This is a genomic window from Streptococcus oralis (assembly GCF_001579025.1).
GTDB classification, from domain to species: domain Bacteria; phylum Bacillota; class Bacilli; order Lactobacillales; family Streptococcaceae; genus Streptococcus; species Streptococcus oralis_X.
Genome location: NZ_KQ970235.1, coordinates 70,911 through 95,778, shown reverse-complemented (window position 1 = coordinate 95,778; position 24,868 = coordinate 70,911). Strand labels below are relative to the sequence as shown.

19 protein-coding genes, 2 pseudogenes and 1 riboswitch are annotated in these 24,868 nt (G+C 42.6%); of the genes and pseudogenes, 3 read left to right on the top strand and 18 right to left on the bottom strand.

Annotated features, from left to right (window positions below; all coding sequences use genetic code 11):
* Positions 1-10 precede the first annotated feature (10 nt).
* The 6 genes from SORDD27_RS00465 to SORDD27_RS00440 form a co-directional block, all read right to left on the bottom strand.
* Positions 11-973, bottom strand: a complete 963-nt coding sequence (locus SORDD27_RS00465) for a hypothetical protein (protein ID WP_061426681.1) — start codon at positions 971-973, stop codon at positions 11-13.
* Positions 974-1,096: 123 nt separating this feature from the next.
* Positions 1,097-1,528 carry a hypothetical protein gene (locus SORDD27_RS00460; RefSeq protein WP_061426680.1) on the bottom strand — a complete coding sequence of 144 codons (432 nt, stop codon included), beginning with the start codon at positions 1,526-1,528 and terminating at the stop codon, positions 1,097-1,099.
* 11 nt (positions 1,529-1,539) lie between these two features.
* Positions 1,540-1,797, bottom strand: coding sequence for a hypothetical protein (locus SORDD27_RS00455; protein ID WP_231069250.1), 258 nt, complete (start codon positions 1,795-1,797; stop codon positions 1,540-1,542).
* A 162-nt stretch (positions 1,798-1,959) separates the two neighbouring features.
* Positions 1,960-2,376, bottom strand: coding sequence for a hypothetical protein (locus SORDD27_RS00450; RefSeq protein WP_061426679.1), 417 nt, complete (start codon positions 2,374-2,376; stop codon positions 1,960-1,962).
* A gap of 23 nt (positions 2,377-2,399) precedes the next feature.
* Positions 2,400-2,687 carry a hypothetical protein gene (locus tag SORDD27_RS00445; protein WP_196755606.1) on the bottom strand — a complete coding sequence of 96 codons (288 nt, stop codon included), beginning with the start codon at positions 2,685-2,687 and terminating at the stop codon, positions 2,400-2,402.
* A 21-nt stretch (positions 2,688-2,708) separates the two neighbouring features.
* Positions 2,709-7,895 (bottom strand): RHS repeat-associated core domain-containing protein, encoded by a 5,187-nt coding sequence (locus SORDD27_RS00440; RefSeq protein ID WP_231069249.1) that lies wholly within the window; start codon positions 7,893-7,895, stop codon positions 2,709-2,711.
* A 241-nt stretch (positions 7,896-8,136) separates the two neighbouring features.
* On the opposite strand from SORDD27_RS00440, the pseudogene SORDD27_RS00435 reads away from it, so the two are divergent.
* A pseudogene (locus tag SORDD27_RS00435) lies at positions 8,137-9,138 on the top strand (site-specific integrase); the annotation flags it as partial.
* 264 nt (positions 9,139-9,402) lie between these two features.
* On the opposite strand, the gene rpsI reads toward SORDD27_RS00435, so the two are convergent.
* The 9 genes and pseudogenes from rpsI to SORDD27_RS00390 all read right to left on the bottom strand — a co-directional run bounded on the left by rpsI (position 9,403) and on the right by SORDD27_RS00390 (position 18,804).
* Positions 9,403-9,795 (bottom strand): 30S ribosomal protein S9, encoded by a 393-nt coding sequence (gene rpsI / locus SORDD27_RS00430; protein WP_000075969.1) that lies wholly within the window; start codon positions 9,793-9,795, stop codon positions 9,403-9,405.
* Positions 9,796-9,813: 18 nt separating this feature from the next.
* A complete protein-coding gene (gene rplM / locus SORDD27_RS00425; RefSeq protein WP_061426677.1) occupies positions 9,814-10,260 on the bottom strand; it encodes a 50S ribosomal protein L13 in 447 nt (148 codons plus the stop codon).
* 214 nt (positions 10,261-10,474) lie between these two features.
* Complete coding sequence (locus SORDD27_RS00420) at positions 10,475-11,674, bottom strand: ABC transporter permease (protein WP_061426675.1); 1,200 nt, start codon at positions 11,672-11,674, stop codon at positions 10,475-10,477.
* Positions 11,671-12,564 (bottom strand): ABC transporter ATP-binding protein, encoded by an 894-nt coding sequence (locus SORDD27_RS00415; RefSeq protein WP_000895260.1) that lies wholly within the window; start codon positions 12,562-12,564, stop codon positions 11,671-11,673. The genes SORDD27_RS00420 and SORDD27_RS00415 overlap by 4 nt, the downstream gene beginning before the upstream one ends.
* 249 nt (positions 12,565-12,813) lie before the next feature.
* Positions 12,814-15,219 carry a phenylalanine--tRNA ligase subunit beta gene (pheT, locus tag SORDD27_RS00410; protein ID WP_061426673.1) on the bottom strand — a complete coding sequence of 802 codons (2,406 nt, stop codon included), beginning with the start codon at positions 15,217-15,219 and terminating at the stop codon, positions 12,814-12,816.
* Positions 15,220-15,348: 129 nt separating this feature from the next.
* Positions 15,349-16,395, bottom strand: coding sequence for a phenylalanine--tRNA ligase subunit alpha (gene pheS, locus SORDD27_RS00405; RefSeq protein ID WP_061428016.1), 1,047 nt, complete (start codon positions 16,393-16,395; stop codon positions 15,349-15,351).
* Between the two features lie 272 nt (positions 16,396-16,667).
* On the bottom strand, positions 16,668-17,318 hold the full coding sequence (locus SORDD27_RS00400) for a phosphatase PAP2 family protein (protein WP_061426671.1): 651 nt from the start codon (positions 17,316-17,318) through the stop codon (positions 16,668-16,670).
* Positions 17,308-17,871 carry an ECF transporter S component gene (locus SORDD27_RS00395; protein ID WP_061426669.1) on the bottom strand — a complete coding sequence of 188 codons (564 nt, stop codon included), beginning with the start codon at positions 17,869-17,871 and terminating at the stop codon, positions 17,308-17,310. The genes SORDD27_RS00400 and SORDD27_RS00395 overlap by 11 nt, the downstream gene beginning before the upstream one ends.
* 153 nt (positions 17,872-18,024) lie before the next feature.
* Positions 18,025-18,259, bottom strand: a riboswitch (FMN riboswitch).
* 40 nt (positions 18,260-18,299) lie between these two features.
* Positions 18,300-18,804 (bottom strand): annotated as a pseudogene (locus SORDD27_RS00390) (tRNA (cytidine(34)-2'-O)-methyltransferase).
* A 401-nt stretch (positions 18,805-19,205) separates the two neighbouring features.
* Here SORDD27_RS00390 and trkA point away from each other — a divergent pair.
* Positions 19,206-20,555, top strand: a complete 1,350-nt coding sequence (gene trkA / locus SORDD27_RS00385; protein ID WP_061426666.1) for a Trk system potassium transporter TrkA — start codon at positions 19,206-19,208, stop codon at positions 20,553-20,555.
* 3 nt (positions 20,556-20,558) lie between these two features.
* Positions 20,559-21,998, top strand: a complete 1,440-nt coding sequence (locus tag SORDD27_RS00380; protein ID WP_061426664.1) for a TrkH family potassium uptake protein — start codon at positions 20,559-20,561, stop codon at positions 21,996-21,998.
* 88 nt (positions 21,999-22,086) lie between these two features.
* Here the strand turns inward: SORDD27_RS00380 and SORDD27_RS00375 are convergent, their stop codons facing one another.
* The 3 genes from SORDD27_RS00375 to SORDD27_RS00365 all read right to left on the bottom strand — a co-directional run.
* Positions 22,087-23,016, bottom strand: coding sequence for an ATP-binding cassette domain-containing protein (locus SORDD27_RS00375; RefSeq protein WP_001291306.1), 930 nt, complete (start codon positions 23,014-23,016; stop codon positions 22,087-22,089).
* 10 nt (positions 23,017-23,026) lie between these two features.
* On the bottom strand, positions 23,027-24,094 hold the full coding sequence (locus SORDD27_RS00370) for an ABC transporter ATP-binding protein (RefSeq protein WP_061426662.1): 1,068 nt from the start codon (positions 24,092-24,094) through the stop codon (positions 23,027-23,029).
* Between the two features lie 8 nt (positions 24,095-24,102).
* Positions 24,103-24,868, bottom strand: a 766-nt coding sequence (locus tag SORDD27_RS00365; RefSeq protein ID WP_081103308.1) for an ABC transporter permease, incomplete at its 5' end; no start/stop codon positions are given.

The following is a 24,868-nucleotide window of genomic DNA, read 5'->3' as shown; positions in this document are numbered from 1 at the left end:
AGAGGTAACCCTATCTTGAATAGTCAAGTCCAGTATCGTCACGGGCTTCGTCGTTATAGGCAAATGGATTCCCTGTCGTATCTGTGCTTGTCTTTCTTGCGCCATAGAGATGATAGCTAGTTGAGGCGATGGCTTGTCCATCCTTGGTCAAGCCTGTCACAGAGCCTGACTGATTGGTCAAGTAGTTGTAACTGTCACCTGTTTGGTTGTTGAGGTAGCTGGCTCTTCCCTTGCCATAGCTATAGGTCTCACGAGCCTTGCCATCATGGTCATAGGTTTCGAGGACTTCTGTATATTCACGATTGACATCGTTGACATAGTTGCGTTCCTCATAATAGTTGTAGGTATCCTCTCGTGTGGTGTAAGGGATCAGGACATCCTGAACCTGACTGGCATAGGTCACTTCTCCCTGACCCGGTAAGTTACCGAGTTCTGGTGGGTTGACGACGATTCCTTCCTTGGTCGCTCGGTCCTTAGCTACTTTCTGGTGGTAGGCTGTCGACACATCGTCAAAGATGCTGTGCCAGATGCTTCCTATCGTTTGCGGTAAAGCAGACAGGGCTTGGAAGACATTCTGACTAAAGCCATACCAGAAGAGGGAGTGTTGGTCCCCACTTGGGGCTGTGTATGGTGACTTACGACCTGACTTGGTATCCTTTGGCTTGCGTTGGAAGAGCTGATAGGTGTTCTTGCCTTCCTTGCGACTGGCAGTGAAGACGCGGTTGTCATCTCCGTCGTAAAGCGCAGCCATGAGAAGGCCCTTCTTGTCCTTGATCGCAAGCAAGCGATTCTCTGTATCGTAGATGTAGTTTAGATTTTCTGAGTTCTTCTCAGAAGCGATGCGATTGCCATTCTTGTCGTAGGTATAGGTGATGGTACCATCTGGCCCTTCCAGTTTGGTCAAGCGATTATGATCATCGTAGGTAAAGCGTGTCTGGCTCTCCTTACCATCGACTGTCTCGGTGCTAGTCAACTTATTGCCGGCTAGGTCATAGGTGTAACATAAAACTCTCGAAGAAATCAGAAATCCTTCCCCGAGAGTTTTTGCATGTTTGTATTACAAAAGAAGAGGTTAATTTAAATAATTAGTACTATTCTAGTTAAAATAATCATGTAATTTAATTTCTCCTCTTAAATCTTTTGAAAATAATCTAGGTAAATTATTTCTGAAATACTTAAAGTTTTCCAATTGAGTGTTTATATAGAATTGACATCGGTGTATGCCCTCATCATTATCAGCTACTTCCATGTCTACCTCAATTTTTAACTCTTCTTTAAAATTAATAGGAGTTAACGAGAAAATAAAATAGCCACTTCCTCCTTCTCTATCATCCCCAAAGAGGATTTTCCTTGGTGTATGAGGATTGTTTATATATTCATCTATGGCAATATATATATTGTTCATATCATCTTCAAAGAAGTAGCATAATTGATAAATTGTTAGAAACTTTGTTTCACAGCTAAGTCTAACTTCACAAAATTTTTCTGTTTCATCGAACCACTCAGATTGTAGTACTATATTATCCATTCCAGTTCCTCCTACTCACTTTTGAATTTAAAGTCATTGAATTCTCCCGTTGTTTTATTATAAACATAATGAATATTAATATTTTTCCCACTTGATGTTGAGACTTTCTTTTCCATCTTTACCCAGCCCTCTGAAGAATGCCATCGCGTATCACCCATTTTTAGTTTAAGTTCAACTGCATTTTCTAAAGGATTAGACATCACTTCGTGCATCGTCAACTGTTCTTGTAAATTTTTAGGTTCTGTTCTACCAGTACTTCTTCTTTTCAAAATTTAAAACGCACAATATCAAAGGTTTGAAACACCTGATATTATGCATTTTCATGATTTCAAAGATTTTTCCCAGCCTCATTCTTATGCCTTAATTTTAGTATGTTTACACACATACTTAATGTTTCTTATAGGCTGTTCCTAGTCCCCTATATTAAAGATTTAAACAGTACTCTTCCAGAAAAAATCATGTTCTGATTGTTTGATCTTCGCAACAATGACATCTCTAGAAATAATATTTAGCATAACTAATCCCTCCAAAACAATCGTAGTTTTAAAAAAATTATCATCGTAATATTCAAGCAATATCTCTTGGCAAGTGTATAACTGATTTTTCGCAAAATCTTTTACTTTAAAATTTTTTCGACTTTGAGCGTCAGTTTCATAATCTAATTCCAGACAACTAATAAAACTTACCTTCCAACATTCCTCCAAATCTACTTTATTCTCGTTATAACTTTCTATGTATATATGGACTTCATCTCCAAAATATAATATTTGTAAATCTAGAATCCGACAATCCCAATAGTCAGTCTGATTTATCTTATCCTGTATCTCCTCTATTTCAAAGTGTTTCATTAATACTACCTCAATTTCTGATGTTATTGATTATTAATCCAAGGAACATGTGCTTCCGGACTACGATAATCAACTATTCTCCCATTTATATCTAAAGAATTTTGGTCACCATCATAAAAATGCATATGAGGGTAATTTGTTTTAGAATCTGGTGGATCAATTCGAATTATCGGTTTAGGATTTACATTGTCATAAATGTGTACAAAACCATTATTATTTTTTAACTCCCATCCCTTTGGTAAAGCTCTCTGGATATTCTCTAAGCTCATATTAGAAATTTGTCTTGGTGATAAATTATCAAGTGTTGACAATGGTTGCAAGGATCCACTATATTATTGTGGTCCATATGGCCTTAACGGTTTTAGAGATCCATTATCTGGTTGGGGGCCGTAAGGTGAACCTGTACCATTCAAATTTAATTTTTTTCCACTTTCCGCTCCCCACTTCATACCATTACCAGTCGGAACACTAGAATTGTACTTAGCAACCTGTCTACCGGCAACCGCAGCTGCCATATCTTGAATCGGCGCAATCCACGGCACATATGGAGCGACAGCTTTCTCTAAATCACTCGCTGGTGTCCCATCTATCCGATTCCCTGTCTCAGCGATATGCTTGTATAAGTTAGTATAGTGATACTTATTCATCTCAGCTACTTTTTGAGCTACCTTAGCATCTTCAATAGCCTTTAATTCTTTATAGCGAGAAATGATATATCTATTTTTAGCTGAACCAAGCGGATTAAAGTAACCTGTACCTTGATAGGTACTATAGTTACCTAGAACATTGCCATATTTATTTTTCAGGTCACTAAGAGAACTTGAATCAATATTAGCTTTTTCAGAAACAGTTAGTCCATGTCTTGCCGCATCTTCATACTTTCTAAAGTCAGCTATAGACAAGGTTTTATTTACACCCCGATCTGATGCCTTAGTCGTTTTGGGATTACATACATGCTTCAATGTGTTCAGTAAAGACGTATTCCAGTTACGATACAGATTGAGACCTTCTCGAATTATCGGCAAGGACTGTAGTCCTGTCGCCAAGCCATATTCATAGCGAATCTGTTGACGACGACGCTGTTCTGCTTGGGCTCTTGTACGTGCTGCTTGTTGTTGGGCATAAGCATAAGAACTTTGTCCTCCGTAACTTCCACCTTGATAAGTTGCCACATTTGGACCAAAAGCTTGATAATAACTTTCTGGTGCTCGGAAGGTCCGATCGGTTTTAATACGATGATCCGTGTATTCACGTAGTGTTAGCGGTCTACCCAGTATGTCTTGTCCGACAATACTCTGTTGGTAAATGCGTTGTAGGCGCGTATTGATGCGACGAGGACGACTTGGTTCACTACCATCAACAGCCCAGATCATTCTATGCCCACTCGGGTCGGTATAGTTGACGGGGTTGTTCTGCACATAGCTGTAGCGGTTCTGGCTGAGAGGGGCCGTCGCCTCACCTGGGTAGCTATCCTCGGTTAAGAAAGTACCTCCCTGACTATCATAATACCTTGCTCGTAAATAGTCAAGTCCAGTATCGTCACGAGCTTCGCCGTTATAAGCAAATGGATTGCCTGTTGTATCTGTGCTTGTCTTTCTTGCCCCGTAGAGGTTATAGCTGCTTGATGCGACTGTTTGTCCATCCTTGGTCAAACCTGTCACAGAGCCTGACTGGTTGGTCAAGTAGTTGTAGCTGTCACCTGTTTGGTTGTTGAGGTAGCTGGCTCTTCCCTTGCCATAGCTATAGGTCTCACGAGCCTTGCCATCATGGTCATAGGTTTCGAGGACTTCTGTATGTTCACGATTGACATCGTTGACATAGTTGCGTTCCTCGTAGTAGTTGTAGGTATCCTCTCGTGTGGTGTAAGGGATGAGGACGTCCTGAACCTGACTGGCATAGGTCACTTCTCCCTGACCTGGTAAGTTTCCGAGTTCTGGTGGGTTGACGACGATTCCCTCCTTGGTCGCTCGGTCCTTAGCCACTTTCTGGTGGTAGGCTGTCGACACATCGTCAAAGATGCTGTGCCAGATGCTTCCTATCGTTTGCGGTAGCGTGGATAGGGCTTGGAGGACATTCTGACTAAAGCCATACCAGAAGAGGGAGTTTTCTTCTCCACTTGGGGCTGTGTATGGTGACTTACGGCCTGACTTGGCATCCTTTGGCTTACGTTGGAAGAGCTGATAGGTGTTCTTGCCTTCCTTGCGACTGGCAGTGAAGACACGGTTGTCATCCCCATCGTAAAGCGCAGCCATGAGGAGCCCCTTCTTGTCCTTGATCGCAAGCAAGCGATTCTCTGTGTCGTAGATGTAGTCTAGCTTTTCTGAGTTCTTCTCAGAAGCGATCCGATTGCCATTCTTATCATAGGTATAGGTGATGGTACCATCTGGCCCTTCCAGTTTGGTCAAGCGGTTATGGTCATCGTAGGTGAAGCGTGTCTGGCTCTCCTTGCCATTGACGGTCTCGCTGCTGGTCAGTTTATTGCCGGCTAGGTCATAGGTGTAAGAGAGCTTGGAGAGCTCCTTACCAGCTCCATCCGATACCGTCATGTTTTCCACTTGACCTAGAGTATCGTAAGTATAGGTATGGACTAGAGTTTCGCCATCTTGCTTGATGGTTTCTTTGGCGATATAGCCACCATCATCATACTCATAGCCGTAGCTAGAGATGAGTTTGTCCTGCTTATCCATGTGACGGAGTTCGGTGAGGCGGTGAGCCTTGTCATAGGTCAAGAAGCTCTTAGTCCCATCTCCTCGATTAACCTCTGTCAGATCCCCTGCTGGGTTATAGCTATAGTTGGTCTTTTGTCCCTTGACATCTGTCACGGAAGTCAGACGATCCAGTTCATCGTAAGTGTAGGAAACTGTGCTACCATCTGGATAAATCATCTTCGAGATATTGCCATAAGCATCATACTCGTACTGGATCAGGCTACCATCTCCCTGACGAACACCCGTAATCTCGCCTTCTTCGTTGGTCGCGTACTGACTAGTGCCTGTCAGGTCACTCATAGACACCCGACGGCCATCCGCATCATAGGTATAGAGGACTTGACCCTCTTGCTTTTCAGAGTACTCCACCTTGAGTAGTTGATCCAGCTTGTTGTAGTCGTAGCTGTAGCTTGTGACCTTGCCATTTCCGTTCGTAACCGAAGTGACATTGCCCACGCTATCGTAGGTATAGCTAGAGGTAGAAGCCTTCTCTCCACTTCCTTGTGTCGCTGTAAGCAACTGATCCTTTAGGTCATAAGTGTAGGTCTTGACACGCTTGCTTCCAGATGTGACACTTGTGAGGTTGCCATTGGCATCATAGGTCATGCTTGCGACGCCACCAGCCTCATCTGTGATCTTCGTGAGATGATTGTCGTGGTCATAGCCATACTTAGTCCACTGGCCTGCCGCATCACTTTCTGAGGTGAGGCGATTGAGGCTATCATAGGTTCGTTTGGTCACCTGACCGAGGGGATTCGTCTCCTCAAGGAGATTGCCATTCGGGTCATAGGTATAGGTCGTTTCGCGTTTGCCATTGATGATTCGTTTGGTCACCTGACCGACGGGGTCATAGCTTGATTCCACTGTTCGGCCAGTTGGCGTTTTGATCGTTTTGAGTTGATCAAGGGTCGTATAGTCAAAGGTGGTTGTAGCACCTGACGGCTTGGTCAGTTTAGCTAGATTCCCCGCTTCATCGTAGCTATACTTGGTTTCAAGGTCAAGGGCGTTCTTAGCCGTTAAGAGACGGCCAACCTTGTCATAGCTATAGTGATTGCTTCGATCAGATTGGTCTGTCTCCTGTACCAAGTTCCCAGACACATCATAGCTATAGGTTTTTGATAGTCCCTGTGGACCTGTTTGCTTGGTGAGACGTCCCAAGGCGTCATAGGCATAGGTGTAAGCTGCCTCATTTGGTAAGGTGCGTTTAGTCACACGACCATAAAGGTCATTGACATAGTTAGTGCTATGACCGTTGGCATCGGTTTCTTTTGCCAAGCTACCTGTAGTATCATAGGCATACTGAGTCTCTCCACCTGTTGGACGTTTCTTGCTGCTGACACGGTTCATACTGTCATAGCTGTAGGTCGTTGTATGTCCTTCGCCACTTGTTTCGCTCAAGCGATTGCCCAAAGCATCATAGCTGAAACTTTGCTTGCTTCCTGTAGGAGCTACTGTTTCGATGATTCGTCCTAATGGGTCATACTTAAAGGCTGTCGCTTGACCATTTGGATCCGTATAGAGTACCAATTTCTTATTGGCATCATAGCCATAGCTACTTGAATGGCCATTGGCATCGGTCATTTTAGAAAGATTGCCTAGGACATCATATTCGTAAGTAGAGGTATTGCCATCGGCATCCGACTCTGTCACCACTCGGTTGAGGGCATCGTAGCTATACTTGGTTTCACGTTTCAGATGATCGAAGGTCTTAACTAGATTGCCATTTTGATCATAGTGATAGGTTTTGGTCTTTCCTTCTTGGTCGGTTGAACTTGCGACATTGCCCATGACATCATAGGCAAAGGTTTCGCTGGTCTTATCTGCGTAAACCACCTTCGTCAGCTGGTTGTCACTATTATAGCTATATTGGGTAACCTCACCCAAGCTGTTTGTTAAAGTGAGACGATTTCCTGCCTTATCGTAAGTATAGATCTCATTGAGATCCTGATTATCTTTTTTGTTCACTACACGGTTGGCGGCATCGTAGCTATACTCTGTCACCAAACCACTAGAATGTGTCTGCTTGAGGAGACGATCAAGGGCATCGTATTCTTGCTTTACGGTGGTTCCGTCTGGAAGAGTCACTTCCTCCAGTTGAGCCGTTGAGGTATAGGTCATCTTAGTGACATTGCCATTGGCATCGGTGACCTGAATCGGATAGCCCAGTTCATTATAGCTATACCGAGTCTTGCCACCCAAGGCATCTGTCAACTCTGTCAACTGTTCCATCTGGTTATAGGTCATCGTAGTTTGATTACCCAGACCATCTGTAATACTGGAAACTTGATTTTGACCTGTATAAGTCGTACTAGCAGTATAGCCTGCCGCATCTGTTAGGCTATTTTGATTGCCATTGGCATCATAGGTCATACTAGTACGGTGACCCAAGGCATTGGTCGTTGCGATCAGGCGCCCTGCCTTACTGTATTCATAAGTTGTTTCTTTTCCAAGGGCATCTGTCATGGACAGGATATTCCCCATCGCGTCCAACACATAGGAAACACTGCTACCATCTGGGTAGGTAACACCTGTCACATTTCCCGCTGCATCATAGGTATAGCTAGTAGTCTTTTTCCCTTTGGTTTCACTGAGTTTATTACCAACACTGTCATAAGTGTAGGATACTGTTTGGCCTGCTTCATCGGTGTAGGATAGCACACGACCCATGATATCATAAGTAGTTTCTGCTTTTGTGCCGATTGGGTAAGATACTGACGTTAACTTATCTGCAGCGTCATAAGTGTTTTGAGTAACTTGCCCCAGAGCATATGTGATGGTTTTAACGGCATTGTTTCTATCATCATAAGTCAAGCTACTGCTATTGCCTGCTTCATTGGTTCGAGTAACAATGCGACCCAGTGTATCTCGAGTAACGGTAGTCGTTTGACCTGAAGCATTGGTTTCTGTTAGGAAACGACCCTTGCTATCATAGGTATAGCTTGTGGTGCGACCTTCTGCATCGGTAACGGAAAGCTGATTCCCAACACCATCATAAGTGTAGCTATAGTTCCCTCCTTCTCCATTCGAAGCACCGATTTTACGACCGAAACCATCATACTTTTATCAAAACATTTGGTGGGAATCTTACAAAGCAGGTCAGACTACTTCCACTGCTAAACCACCTTCTCAAGCAACTATAGTTGGAACAGAAATTGCTTTTAGAAAACACATCCTACCCTTACTTGGGAATTATTCAATAGACTTTCTTAATCAAAATAAACAAGTTGTACTAAATCTATTGACTCAAAAGGCTGATCAATATGCAAATTTCAAAGTTATCAGGAGCTACGTTAACTCTATCTTTGACTGGGCAGAAGAATTAGAGTATATCGAAACTAATCGCCTATCAAAAACGATAAGCCGTATCAAAGCCACTAAGAAAATCAAGCTACAGGAATCTAAAAAAGATGAAGATTTATATCTATCTCAAGAAGAACTTCAAGCATGGTTTACAGCTTTTGAAAAAGATTTAGAGACTGAAAAAATTCTATTCAAAGACTATGTTTTGTTCTATACTACCTTCTTTTTGGGAGATAGAAAATCAGAGAGTTACGCTTTGCAATGGAAGCATATCAATACAAGTGAACAGGAGATTCAGTTAGTACAAGCTTTAGATAAATACAAAAATCCAAAGTCTACCAAAGGAAATAAGAAGACAACTTTTCGAATTCCTAGTGAGTTAACTGACTTACTTCAGGAATGGAAAAAACAACAAAAAATTGAACTGACTAAATTCAATATTATCCAGACTCCAGAACAGTATGTGTTTACGTACATTGATACAAAGGGAAACGTAAACAGTTGTCTCCATGCTGATTATCTTAACAACAAGATGAAATCTGTTAAGCGTCGTCATCCAGAACTTGCACATGCAACTCCTCATAAATTACGACATACAGGAGCCACGCTCGCTAAACAAGCTGGAACCTCTATGGAAGCTATTTCTGAAGCACTCACTCACAGTGATACGATTACAACTAAGACTTATGTCAACACTTCAAATGTAATTCCAATGGCTGTTGGAGAAATTGCCTTTCGTAATCTTAAAAAATAATGGTGTGAATTTGGTGTGAAAAGTGGTGTGAATTTTGCTAAAAATCATCAAAAAAACACCCCATGGTGTGAACCATGAAGTGTTTCGAAACGTTGATATAATCGTATTGATTAACGTTTTGAGGCAACTGACTTTGTCAGATTGCAGCCACATTTGTAAGCGACTAAAGTCGCAACAACTGTGTCAATTGCACCAATTTAGTATGAAAATCTAAAAAAGAACACCCCGAAAGGTGCTCTCTGTAAGTATAGTAATTCTCTCGAATTAACGTTTACTAAATTGTGATGCTTTACGAGCTTTCTTAAGACCTGGCTTCTTACGCTCAACTTTACGTGAGTCACGTGTAAGAAGTCCTGCGCGTTTCAATGAATCGCGGAAGTCTGGGTCTACTTGAAGAAGAGCACGAGCGATACCATGACGGATAGCTCCTGCTTGACCAGCGTATCCACCACCTACAACGTTAACGAAAACGTCGTACGAACCTACAGTTGAAGTAACTGCGAATGGTTGGTTGATAACAAGACGAAGGTCAGCGTGTGGGATGTACTCTTCAACATCTTTTTTGTTAACAGTGATTTTACCAGTTCCTGGAACAAGGCGAACGCGTGCAACAGCGTTTTTACGACGTCCAGTACCTGCATATTGTGCTTGTGACATACTTTATTGTTCCTTTCCTTAGATAAGTCCTGAAATATCAAGAACTTCTGGTTGTTGTGCAGCGTGAGTGTGCTCAGCTCCAACGAATACTTTCAATTTCATACCTTGAGCACGGCCAAGAGTATTGTGTGGAAGCATACCTTTAACTGATTTTTCGATCAAACGTACTGCGTTTTTAGAACGAAGTTCACCAGCAGTGATTTGTTTCAATCCACCTGGGTGGTTTGAGTGAGTGTAGTAGATCTTATCAGTTGCTTTTTTACCAGTCAATTTAACTTTTTCAGCATTGATAACGATTACGAAGTCACCTGTATCAGTGTGTGGTGTGAATGTTGGTTTGTTTTTTCCGCGAAGTACGCTAGCAACAACTGCTGAAAGGCGTCCAAGAGGTACATCAGTTGCGTCAACAACGTACCATTTGCGTTCTACTTGGCCTGGTTTAGCCATGAATGTAGTTTTGTTCATGATTTCTCCTATATGAATATCGTTTTTGTTTACAGGGCGGATGTTCCGGTCCGCGGGGTATTTGAAAGGTTCCGGGGCCTTACAAATGGGGTAAACAATACCGTCTACTATCATACCAAATTTCACTACTAAAAGTCAATAGATATGAAAAATAATTTTCCCGATTTGACCTTTAAAATATCACAAAAACCTCGTGAAAACGAGGTTTCTATTGCTATTTATAAGCTAAGGCACGTTTAAAGGTTTTCCAGATTCCCAAATCATCTGTTTGAAGGACTAGACTAGCATACATGCGTCCGATAAAGGCTGTTGCAGTGACCGCAAAAACAACCGTTATGGCAAGTGAAATCCAGGCTTCTAAATCACTCGCATACCCATTTATAGCTCTAAATGGCATAAAGAAGGTCGAGATGAAAGGAATATAAGACCCAATTTTCAGAACTAAATTGTCCCCAGCAGCACCTAGAGAGGTCACACCGACAAATCCTGCTATAATCAAGATCATCAATGGCGACAAGGCTTTTCCTGAATCCTCAGGGCGAGAAACCATAGATCCTAGGAAGGCTGCTAAAACAACGTACATAAAGAGACTAACCAAGACAAACAATAAGGTATTGAGCGAGAAAGCCTCTCCTAGATGATTTAAAATTCCAGATTGCGCCAAGATAGGGATATCTTTAAAGAGCAGAATGGCAGCCAGCCCACCCACGACGTAAATGCCAATATGAGTCAAAATCACAAGAAGTAGAGCCAGCATGCGAGCGTAGAAATAATGACTAGCTCGGATACTAGAGAAGACCACCTCCATGATTTTGGTTCCTTTCTCGCTAGCCACTTCCTGAGCAGTGACACTAGCATAAGTAATCAAAATCATATAAAGGAAGAAACCGAGCCCTGCAGCTGCAATGGTTTGGACCATCTTTTTATTTTCTTTGGATTCGTCAATCTTCTCAGTAAAGTCAACAGTTTGAGCCAAGCGTTTTTCCTGCTCTTGGGACAAATTGGCCGCCGAGCGATTGAGTTGGTATTGCAGTTCATTTAGCTTATTGGTTACTGCTAGTTTGATGCCTGTTTCAAGAGAAGTTTCACCGTGATAGATGGCCTTGAGAACGCTGTCCTCTTGGTCAATGGTTAGGTAACCCTTGATTTTCTCATCCTTGATAGCAGCCTGGGCACTGGCTTCATCCTTGTAATCAAAGTTGATACCATTGGTACCCTTGAGCCCTTCTTCCACAGATGGCACCGTTGTTACTACTGCTATCTTGCTATTCTTGGCCATAGAAGACCCTTGGAGAAAGCCGATTCCTACAGATAAGGCTAAAAAGAGGAACGGCGAAATCACCATAAAGAAGAAACTCCACGACTTGACATGTCGAAGATAGGTTTCCTTCATTACAACCCACATATTTCTCATACTTCCACCCCTGATTCTAGTTTAAAGATTTCATCGATTGTTGGAGCCTGCTGGTCAAAGGTCGCAATATATTGACCTTGAGTGAGGATTGGGAAGAGTTCCCTTCCAGCACTTTCATCATCTAGGATCAATTTCCAACTACCTTGCTTGGTCAAGCTCACCTGTTTGACGTGAGGAAGTTTTTCCAATTCTTCCTTGCTTTGTTCACTTGAAACAAAGAGACGTGTTTTCCCGTATTGATTGCGAACATCCTGAACTGGTCCATGCAAGACCACACGCCCATCACGAATCATCAGGATATCATCGCAAAGTTCCTCAACGTTGGTCATAACATGGTCAGAAAAGATAATGATTGCACCGCGCTCTTTCTCTTTCAAGATGACCTGTTTGAGCAACTCAGTATTGACTGGGTCCAAACCACTAAAAGGCTCATCCAAAATAATCAAGTCTGGCTCATGGATGAGGGTGATAATCAGCTGAATTTTCTGCTGATTTCCTTTGGAGAGGCTCTTGATTTTGTCGGTCAATTTCCCCTTCACTTCCAATTTTTCCATCCATTGAGGGAGTTTTTCCTTGACTTCTTTAGCATCCATGCCTTTTAGAGTCGCCAAGTAGCGAACTTGTTCAAGGACTGTCAACTTGGGCATGAGACTGCGTTCCTCGGGCAGATAACCAATCCGTGCATAGGTTTCCTGACGAATCTCCTGCCCATCCAGACTGATCTCTCCTTGATACTCTAAAAATTTCAACATACTGTGGAAAATCGTTGTTTTCCCAGCACCATTCTTCCCGACCAAGCCCAGAATCCTTCCTGGACTTGCCTGAAAATCGACGCCAAACAAGACTTGCTTGGGACCGAAACTTTTCTCTAGATTTCTTACTTCTAACATTTTCCACCTCCGAGATATGTTGCACTTATTATACTCCTTTTTGATAGCCTTTACAACGATTTATGTCCATTTTATCGGATTATAAGTAGCAAAAGTATTCTTTCTCTAATAAATTTTAAGTACTTCAGTGATAACTTTAGTATAACTCATTAAAGACTTTCTGAGATGGCTTCCTCCTCAACTATCGCTTTTCTCTTCTGAACTGTCCTTTTGAAACTAAAAATCCACCCCTAAGGATGGATTGATGAGTTAACGTACTTCTGCATTCACTTTTTCTTCCAGTGATGCTTGGATTTTTTCCATATAGCGTGCGACTTCTTCGTCTGTTAAGCTATCTTCTGGATTTTGGAAGGTCAAGCTATAGGCCATTGACTTCATGCCAACTCCCAGTTTTTCGCCTGAGAAGACATCAAAGAGTTTAATATCTGTCAATCGTTTCACGCCTGCAGCTTGGATAGCGTCTACAACTTCTTGGTGAGTGACTTCTGCCTTGAGGAGTAGAGCCACGTCACGGCTGACTGCTGGGAATTTGGTAATTTCCACAAATGGAGCAGCTGGCTGAAGCGCTGCTTCGATGGCGGAAAGGTTGAGCTCCGCTACATACGTTTCTGGAATATCGTAGGCCTTGGCAGTGACTGGATGCACTTGGCCAAGGAAACCAAGAACTTGGTCGCCGAGTGAAATCACGGCTGTACGTCCTGGGTGGAGACTTGCAATCTCAGCTGTTGCTGTATAGGTCACTTCAAGTCCCAAACGATCAAAGAGCGCTTCTAAGATTCCCTTAGCATAGAAGAAATCAACTGGAACTGCTGCCGTTTGAAAATCTTTTTCAGCAACCAAGCCGGTTAAGGCAAAGGCAAAGCTATTGATCTCATTTGGTAGATCTTCTTTTGGATTGCCTGTTTGTTCAAAGACTTTTCCAATCTCGTAAAGAGCCAAGTTTTTGTTCTTACGAGCCACGTTATAGGCCACCGTATCAAGGATACCTGAGACCATATTTTGACGGAGGACAGAACGGTCCACTGTCATTGGCCACATAAGTTCTGTAAGGTTACTTGGTTGATCCGTGAACTCAACTGCTTTTTCTGGAGTTGTCAGAGCGTAGGTAATGATCTCTGTCAAACCTGCTCCTTCAGCGATGGTACGGACTTGACGGCGCAATTTTTGTGTCGCAGTCAATTCACCAGCTGTACCGTCATCTTTTGGAAGACTAGTTGGCAAGCGATCATAACCATAGATACGGGCGATTTCTTCAAAGAGGTCCGCTTCGATGGTGATATCCCAACGACGACGGGGTACGCTGACTGTAAAGCTTTCTGCATTGCCAGAAAGGCCAAAGCCAAGACGACGGAAGACATCTTCCACATCAGTGTATGAAAGCTCCGTACCAAGGACACGGTTGACGTCTGCAAGAGTCGAAGAAACTTCCACATCAGAAGTATCAAGCCCACCCGCTGAAACGATGCCCTTACGCACCGTCGCACCTGCAAGATCAGCAATCATGCTCGCTGCAGTATCAAGGGCTTCATTAACAGTTGCCACATTGATGCCTTTTTCAAAGCGAGAAGACGACTCAGAACGAAGGTTGAGGCGTCCGCTAGTCTTGCGGATGGATTTACCATTGAAAACAGCAGCTTCAAGGACCACACGACTAGATTTTTCAGAGATTTCTGTAGCTTGTCCGCCCATAACCCCTGCAAGGGCAACTGGCTTGTCTGCGACAGTGATGACTAAGTCATTTGTTTCCAAGTCACGTTCTTCACCGTCCAAAGTCACCAATTTTTCACCAGCACGCGCTTCACGCACACGGATGTCAGTCCCTTCAAAGGTATCCAAGTCAAAGGCATGCATCGGTTGACCAAAGTAAAGCAAGATGTAGTTTGTCACGTCCACTACGTTATTGATGGGACGAATCCCTTCGTTCATAAGAAGGTTTTGCAACCATTGTGGACTTGGTGCGATGGTCACATTGTCCAAGATACGGGCTGCATAGTAAGGCGCCTTGTCTGTCTCAATGCCTACAGAAAGGGCATCTGCTGCAGCTTCGTTTGTTTCTGTTAAACTGAATTCTTTAAAGCTAACTGCCTTGTCATAGATGGCTGCCACTTCATGAGCCACCCCACGCATAGATAGAGCGTCTGCACGGTTTGGCGTGATAGAAAGTTCGATGATTTCGTCATCCAAGTCTAGGTAAGAGAAGACTTCGTCCCCAGGAACAGCATCTTGAGGCAAAATTTGAATACCATCTGCGAATTCCTTCGGTACAACCGAGTCAGAAATTCCCAATTCACCAAGGGAACAAATCATTCCAAGTGACTCCAAGCCACGGATTTTCCCTTTTTTAATCTTGTAATTGTCAGCAATACGAGCTCCCGGAAGTGCCACCATGACCTTGATACCAGTACGCACATTTGGGGCACCACAAACGATCTGACGGGCTTCTTCTTCGCCAACGTTAACCTGACAGACATGCAAGTGTGTTTCTGGCACATCTTCGCAAGACAAAACCTCACCGACGACAATTTTTGAGAGACCAGCAGCCGGTGATTCGACACCTTCGACCTCAATCCCTGTAGTTGACATTTTCTCAGCCAACTCTTGTGATGGCACATCAATGTCCACCAATTCTTTTAACCATTTATAAGATACAAGCATAATTCTGATTGTAAGATCCCACCAAGTAAGACCTTTTCAATTCCTTTCTTTTTCTTCGAGTCAGTCCTTACTATTCTCATCGAGAGAAAATGACTAGAACTGTATAGGACTGTGTTTCAGGTTTCAATCTTATTTAAACTGTTCTGAGAAGCGGACATCGCCTTGGTAGAATCCGCGGATATCGTTGATTCCGTAACGGAGCATAGCGACACGCTCTTGTCCAAGACCAAAGGCAAAGCCAGAGTAAACAGTCGCATCGATTCCACTCATTTCAAGGACACGTGGGTGAACCATACCGGCACCCATAATCTCGATCCAACCTGTTTTCTTACATACGTTACAGCCTTCTCCACCACACTTGAAGCAAGAAACATCCACCTCAACAGATGGCTCTGTGAATGGGAAATAAGATGGACGCAGACGGATCTGACGCTCTTCACCGAACATTTTTTGGACAATCAACTGAAGCGTTCCTTGAAGATCTGCCATAGAGATGTTTTTCCCAACAACCAAGCCTTCGATTTGGTGGAACTGGTGACTGTGGGTTGCATCGTCCGTATCACGACGGAACACACGTCCTGGTGAGATCATTTTCAAAGGACCTTTTGAAAAATCATGAGCATCCATCGCACGCGCCTGAACTGGAGACGTGTGAGTACGAAGCAAGATTTCTTCTGTGATGTAGAAAGTATCCTGCATATCGCGAGCTGGGTGATCTTTTGGAAGGTTCATACGCTCGAAGTTGTAGTAGTCTTGCTCCACTTCAAAACCATCCACGACTTGGTAACCCATCCCAATGAAAATATCTTCGATTTCTTCACTGGTTTGTGTCAAAACGTGACGGTGACCAGTCGCAACTGGGCGACCTGGAAGTGTCACATCGATGCTCTCACTTGCTAGTTGAGCTTCTACTTTCTTTTCTTCCAAGAGCTTAGCTGTTTCTTCAAAGGCCGCTGTCAAAACATCACGCGCTTCATTGACGTGTTTCCCGATGATTGGGCGCATCTCAGCAGAGACATCTTTCATCCCTTTGAGGATTTCCGTAAGCGACCCTTTTTTACCAAGGACAGAGACACGCAAATCTTGCATCTCTTTTTCATTTTCAGCAGTAATCTGCTGCAAGCTAGCCAGCGTTTCTTCGCGAAGCGCTTTTAATTGTTCTTCAATAGTTGACATAATTCCTCCATCAGCCTCTCGTAGATAAAAAGAAAACCACATGCCAAAAACTCCACTCGGAGCGTTGACACGCGGTACCATCCGTTTTCATCTGACAAGTCAGACCTTCATTTCTAAATCCATGCGCAAGTGAATTCACCCAGCTTTCATATAGAGAACTTGCAGTCACGGCTCTCCTCCCTGATATACTTCCCTTGAGTTACTAGTCTTGCGGATTTCTATTCAATTACTACTTAGTTTATCAGATTTTTACCATTCTTGCAAGACCTATCTCACTTCTGCTTGCCTTTAAATCGCCATTGGAAGCGAAGCTTGTCATAGAAAGGAAATTCGATAAACAAGACTCCCAAGCCCACACAGAAACTGGCAAGAACATCTGATGGGTAGTGAACTCCCAGATAGACCCGAGATAGAAGCACACTGACTAGGTAGACCCCAAGGACGATTTGCACAATTTTTCTCCAAACCGGATCTTTAATCCGTTGACTGAGAATGACAATCAAAGTCCCTACCATCAGAGTCACTGCCAGAGAATGGCCACTTGGAAAAGAAAATCCCTTCTCCTCTACCAAGTGTACAATAGCTGGCCGTGGGCGCTGGTAGATATTTTTAAAGGTCACGATTAAAAGACCGGCTAAGGCTAGATTACCCGCCATGAAGTAGCTTTCTATCTTCCACTGCTTACGATAAAAGATAAAGGCTGCGATGGCAACCCAGGTAATGATTACTGGGATATCAATCAAATGCGTAAGCGCACGGAATAGAACTGTTAAATAATCTGGCAAGTCCCCACGAAGAGCAGTCTGAATCGGTTGATCAAAACCGACCAGCGTTTCAGGATAGAACTTAACCATATAGCCAAGAAGGACGAAAAGTAAAAGGGCAAAACTGCCCTTCATTAAAAATGTTTGTTTATCTCTCATAATGTTTTAAGGTTGGTTTCAAGAGGACGTATAACAACCAGAATGAAACAGCAAAGATTAAACCTTCAATCAGGTTAAAAGGTAAAACCATGGTCATCAAGTAGTTAGAAAGTCCTATAATTTCTCTAATATCAAAGTTGGCAAACTGCGCGTATAAAGGAACCGCATAGACATAGTTGAGAACCAACATGGCAGCAGTCAATCCAATAGTTCCCGCCAGAGATGCCAGTAGGAAACGAAGGGTGCTGCGTCCCTTTTTCCAAATCAAACCAAAGACGATAACAAAAACTCCCAAGGCTACGATATTCATTGGCAAGCCAATGTAGGTATTCACTCCTTGGCTATTCAGAAGCAACTTCAAGAGTGAGCGAAGCAAGAGAATGCCTAAAGCAGCTGGCAAATCCATCACCACCAAACCCAAAAGGACTGGCAAGATACTAAACTCGATCTTGAGGAAGGTTGCCGCTGGCAAGAGCGGAAAGTCAAAGTACATCAGCACAAATGAAATGGCTGATAAAATCGCAATGGTCGAAATTCGACGTGTGTTTGTCATAACAGGTTCCTCCAATTTTCTATAAAATCAGAAGAAGTTGGAAAGGATCCCTCTATCTATTCTCACTTTTTATATCCCAAAAGTTCCCTCTCACTCTTTTGAGCAAGCGGTTGCAATTCATCTATAAACTCATCAGAACAGACAAAGCCATTCTTTCGTCTTCTCCCATCCAGACTATACTGTCGGTTGTGGAATCGCACCACATCAGCTTGCGCTCGCGGACTTCTTTAAGAGAATGGAAATTGAGATTTTTCTTTTAGACTAGGCGACAAGCTGTAGGCATAACTTCTGGTTAGGCAAAGCTTGTCAACAAAGTATAAAAGGAAAAGATCATTTCCTAGTTAAAGTCACCGCCGGTCGGGAATTACACCCAGCCCTGAAGACCCCTTTATCATAACAAAAAACGCTTGCAAGTGCAAGCATTTTGATTATTTCAATTTATCTGCTTCATAGGTATGAACAAGCTCAAGGCCTGCAAAATTTTGCTGACGGAGAGCTTCGTAGACGATCATGCAGACGGTATTAGACACATTGAGACTGCGAACGTGTTCATCATTCATGGGAATACGGAGTGCTTTCTCAGGATGTTCTCGCATAAAGTCCTCAGGCAAGCCCTTGTCTTCACGTCCAAAGAGAAAATAATGGTCTTCGTCCGTCGATAAATCTGCTTCAGAATAGACTTTTTCCGCAAATTTTGAAATCAGATAGAGTTTTCCCTTCATCTGAGACATGAAATCTTCCAAACTGTCATAAAAATAAAATCTCTAACTTATCCCAGTAATCCAAACCAGCCCGCTTCATCTTCCGGTCATCAATCGGAAATCCCATCGGTTTGATGATGTGGAGGGGAGAATTGGTCGCGGCGCAAGTACGCGCGATGTTGCCAGTATTTTGTGGAATCTGAGGTTCAAATAAAACAATGTGATTTGTCATAATTGGCTTCCTTTTATCATTGCAAAAAAATAGCCACACTGCCCGGAGTCAAGCTCAGCAAACAGCGTGGTTAAGGCATCGTTAACTTACTTCACAACAGGTTTGAAGTAAATCAGCGAAACTACTTTCTTAGTATAACACTTTCAGAATCATTGTCAATAGAAATGACTTGATTTTTTTATTTTTTTTGATGATATTTTCATCTTTGGTCATTCCCTTTCTGAAAAGGGATAGTAAGAGAGTAATATCACTCCAAATCGGAGACATCGTTATAGAAATTAAGCAAATGTAGCTTCAAAACTTGAAAAAGGCCTTTCTTCCCTTAAAAATCGCCTTAGCAAGTGCATTTTTTGTTAAAAAAGGGTATGATAGTTACATCATGAAATAGTAGGTTTTTTTATATGAAAATTGTCCTTGTTGGTGGAGGGAAAGTTGGTTTCGCCCTCTGTCGTTCACTGGTTGCAGAAAACCATGACGTTGTTCTCATCGAACAAGATGAGGCCGTCCTCAATCACATTGTCAGTCGCTTTGATATCATAGGACTCCTTGGAAATGGTGCTGACTTTGCCATCTTGGAGCAAGCCGGTGTTCAAGAGTGTGATATCTTTATCGCTCTAACTGAATACGATGAAGTGAATATGATTTCAGCGGTACTTGCTAAAAAAATGGGCGCTAAAGAAACCATCGTTCGGGTACGAAATCCTGAATACTCCAATGCCTATTTTAAAGAGAAAAATATTCTTGGATTTTCACTTATTGTTAATCCAGAGCTCCTGGCAGCGCGTGCGATCTCAAATATCATTGATTTCCCTAATGCCCTCTCTGTCGAACGATTTGCTGGAGGTCGGGTCAGTCTCATGGAGTTTGTTGTCAAGGATTCTAGCGGTCTTTGTCAAATGCCAATCTCAGACTTCCGTAAAAAATTTGGGAATATTATTGTCTGTGCCATGGAGAGGGATCATCAACTGATGATTCCAAGTGGTGATGTTATTATCCAAGACAAGGATCGGATTTTTGTTACGGGAAATCGGGTCGATATGATGCTTTTCCATAACTATTTTAAATCTCGTGCAGTGAAAAGCTTGCTTATCGTTGGAGCTGGAAAGATTGCTTATTATCTACTCGGCATTTTAAAAGACAGTCGCATTGATACCAAGGTTATCGAAATCAATCCTGAAAGAGCCCGTTTCTTTAGTGAAAAATTCCCAAATCTCTATATCGTTCAGGGAGATGGGACAGCCAAAGATATCTTACTAGAAGAAAGTGCTCCTCACTACGATGCGGTCGCAACCTTAACTGGGGTGGACGAAGAAAACATCATCACCTCCATGTTCCTTGACCGTGTTGGCGTCCAGAAAAACATCACCAAGGTCAACCGAACAAGCCTTCTAGAGATTATCCACGCGCCTGATTTTTCGAGTATCATCACACCAAAAAGCATCGCAGTGGATACCATTATGCACTTTATCCGTGGTCGAGTAAACGCTCAGTATTCAGACCTTCAAGCCATGCACCATCTCGCAAACGGTCAAATTGAAACTCTCCAATTCCAAATCAAGGAAGCTAATAAAATGACTGCCAAACCTCTATCACAGTTGAAATTAAAAAAAGGGGTTCTCATCGCAGCCATTATCCGAAAAGGAAAAACAATCTTCCCTACTGGAGAGGATATGCTTGAGGTGGGAGACAAGTTACTCGTGACGACCTTATTGCCAAATATCACCAAAATTTATGATTTGATTGAGAGGTAAAAAATGAATAAAAGTATGATTCGTTACCTCCTCTCAAAACTTCTCTTGATTGAGGCTGTTCTTCTCCTAGTTCCTGTTAGTGTAGCGATCTATTACCAAGAATCCAGTCAAGTATTTATCGCTCTCTTTTCTACGATTGTCATTTTAGTCCTTCTCGGTGGTCTAGGCGTTTTACGGAAACCGAAAAATCAACGGATTTATGCCAAGGAAGGGGTCTTAATTGTTGCCCTCTGTTGGATTCTATGGTCTTTCTTTGGTGGCCTCCCCTTTGTCTTTTCAGGACAAATCCCCAGCGTCATCGATGCCTTCTTTGAAATCAGTTCTGGATTTACGACTACAGGAGCAACTATCCTGAACGATGTTTCCGTTCTCAGCCGTTCCCTCCTCTTCTGGCGAAGTTTCACCCACTTAATCGGAGGGATGGGGGTACTCGTCTTTGCACTTGCCATTATGGACAATGCCAAGAATAGTCACTTGGAGGTGATGAAGGCTGAGGTCCCTGGACCTGTCTTTGGCAAGGTCGTATCCAAGCTAAAAAACACTGCCCAGATTCTCTATCTGCTTTATCTGGCTCTCTTCTCCCTTTTTGTAGTTATCTACTACTTAGCAGGCATGCCTCTCTATGATAGTTTTGTCATCGCTATGGGAACGGCAGGAACTGGGGGCTTTACCGTCTATAACGACGGAATTGCCCATTACGGTAGCTCACTCATCACCTATCTAGTTAGTATCGGCGTTCTGGTTTTTGGGGTTAACTTCAATCTCTACTACTACCTCATGCTCCGTCGGGTTAAGGCTTTCTTTGGAGATGAAGAACTACGAGCATATATCATCATTGTCCTAGTTTCTACAGGCTTGATTACGCTTAATACACTCCACCTCTATCAAGGTGTCTCTAAGAGTGTTGAAATGGCCTTCTTCCAGGTTTCCAATATCATCACGACAACAGGTTTTGGTTACGGAGATATTACCAACTGGCCCCTCTTCTCCCAATTTATCCTCCTCTTCCTCATGGGAATCGGTGGATCAGCAGGCTCAACTGCAGGTGGTCTTAAGGTGATCAGAGGACTTATCCTCTCTAAAATCGCAAAAAATCAGATTTTGTCCACCTTATCTCCTCACCGTGTTTTGACTCTACACGTCAATAAAACTGTGATTGATAAGGATACCCAGCACAAGATTCTTAAATATTTTGCCATCTATATGATGATTATTCTCTCTCTCATCTTTATCGTCAGTCTTGATAGCAATGATTTTCTAGTCGTAACCAGTGCTGTCTTCAGCTGTTTTAACAATATCGGACCTATTCTAGGTACAACCTCTAGTTTTGCTATCTTTAGCCCCATCTCTAAAATCCTCCTCTCCTTTGCAATGATTGCAGGTCGCTTAGAGATATACCCAATTTTGCTACTCTTTATGAAACGTACCTGGTCTAAACGCTAATGATAATATAATTCCCCTTTTACAAGCTAGTAGAAGGGGAATTTTTCTATTAAAAATGAGAAGACCTTTCGGTCCTCTCTTAGTATGTTTATTTTTTAAGAGCTTCTTTGTATCGAGCAAGTTCTGCTTGGTTAGCCCAAACATAGTGACCTGGACGAATTTCTACCATAGATGGCTTGTCTGTCTCATAGTCATGTTGGTCAGGATCGTAAACTTTCAAGACCTTCTTGCGTTCCAAGATTGGATCTGGAATCGGTACAGCAGATAGAAGTGCTTGAGTGTATGGGTGGACAGGATTGTTAAACAACTCCTCTGTCTCCGCCACCTCGACGATAACTCCCTTATAGATAACCGCGATACGATCTGAGATAAAGCGAACAACTGACAAGTCATGCGCGATGAAGAGATAAGTCAAACCCAACTCTTTTTGGAACTTCTTGAGCAAGTTCAAGACTTGCGCACGTACTGAGACGTCCAAGGCTGAAATTGGCTCATCCGCAATAACGAAATCAGGTTCCATCACAAGGGCACGGGCAATCCCGATACGCTGGCGCTGACCACCAGAAAACTCGTGTGGATAACGGGTCAAGTGTTCTTTCAAAAGTCCAACTTCGTGAATCATCTTTTGAACTTTTTCTTTACGATCTTCTTCGTCTTTGAACAAGTGGTAGTTGTAAAGACCTTCAGAGATGATATAGTCAACCGTCGCACGCTCATTCAAGCTGGCTGCAGGGTCCTGGAAAATCATCTGGATACGACGAATCAAATCTGATGATTCCTTATGAGATTTTTTTCCATTAATCTTATGACCATCAAAGATGATCTCACCTTTACTGGTATTATTTAAACCAATAATAGCACGACCAATCGTTGTTTTCCCACTACCAGACTCTCCTACAAGAGAGAAGGTTTCTCCCTTGTTGATAAAGAAGTTGGCGTTTTTAACCGCGACAAACTTCTTACTTCCTTCACCGAAGGAAATTTCTAAATCTTTAATTTCTACTAATTTTTCAGACATTTCCTTCCTCCTAGTCTTCTAGATGAGCAAAGCCCATTTTATCACGAATCTTGTCATGCAAATCTGCAATGACCCCAGGTTTTTCAACTTTAGGAGCATTCTCATGAAGCAACCAAGTCTTAGCCCAGTGGGTATCAGTGACTGAAAACTTAGGTGCCTTCTCTTCAAAATCAATTTGCATCGCATAATCTGAACGAAGGGCAAAGGCATCACCTTTCAACTCAGTATAAAGAGACGGTGGTGTTCCTGGGATAGAGTACAATTCCCCTTTATCATCAGCAAGCTGAGGCAAGCTAGACAAGAGACTCCAAGTGTATGGATGACGTGGATCGTAGAAGACTTCCTCAACAGTACCGTATTCTACAATTTCACCAGCATACATAACCGCCACCTTATCGGCAATACTTGCTACCACACCAAGGTCATGGGTGATAAAGATAATGGTAAAGTGGTACTCATTTTGCAATGTTTTAAGCAAATCAATGATTTGCGCTTGAATGGTTACATCAAGAGCCGTTGTTGGCTCGTCACAGATCAAGATATCTGGACGACAGGCAAGGGCAATCGCAATAACGATACGTTGGCGCATCCCTCCAGAATATTGGAAAGGATACTCTTCAAAACGTTTTTCAGCATCTGGGATTCCGACCTTGTTCATATAGTCGATTGCCATCTCTTTGGCTTCCTTAGCTGTTTTCCCTTGGTGTTTAATGATAACTTCAGTGATTTGGCTACCGATTGTATTGATTGGGTCCAAACTTGTCATAGGGTCTTGGAAGATGGTCGCAATTTTAGCTCCACGAATCTTCTCCCATTCCTTGTTAGAAGTAAGAGCAGTCAAGTCTTGTCCACGATAGTCGATGCTTCCTTGGGCAATACGTCCATTGTCTTCTAACATCCCTGTAAAGGTTTTTGTTAAAACAGATTTACCAGAACCGGACTCACCTACCAAGGCAAGAACTTCTCCTTCAATCAGGTCCAGAGAAACTCCTCGGATAGCCGTCAGAACTTTGTCACGAACGTCAAATTCCACGACAATATCACGAGCAGTCAAAATTACATTTTTTCCTTTTGTCATGTCTACTCCTATCTATGTGTACGTGGATCACTAGCATCCGCTAGGTTTTGACCAACAACGAAAAGAGATAGGGATACCAAGATCAAGGTTGTCAATGGAATCCAGAATAAGTAAGCGTTGGTCGTAACGTTTTGTGAGTAATCTGAGATCAAACGTCCCAAACTTGGCACTGTTACAGGCAATCCCAATCCAAAGAAGGAAAGGAAGGCTTCATAAGAGATAAAACTTGGCAACATCAAGGTCATTGTAGAAACAATAACAGATACCAATTGTGGCATGATGTTTTTAACGATGATTTTAAAGGTTGGTGTTCCAAGTGTTTGAGAAGCAAGGTTGTATTCCAAGTCACGGTAACGCATGATTTGGATACGAATCATATAAGCAATCCCAATCCAAGTTGTCACACTCATGGCAAAAATCAGATTCCAGAAACCAGCACCGATTGAGTAAGTCAAGACAATGACAATCAAGAGAGATGGAATGTTTGAAATAATGTTATAAACTTCCATCATGACACGGTCAACAGATTTTGAAATTCCCCAGATTCCACCAACAATAACCCCAATTACAAGGTTGATAAAAGTTGCAATGACAGAGATGAGGATAGAGTTACGCGCACCAAACCAAACCCCGTCAAACAAGGATTTACCATTACTATCTGTACCAAACCAATGTTCAGCATTGGGTTTGATAAAACGAGCAGAAAAGTCATTGACCTTACTTACATCGTTAAAGTCAAAGTTTGAGAACATTGGATAAATAAAGCTCATCAAG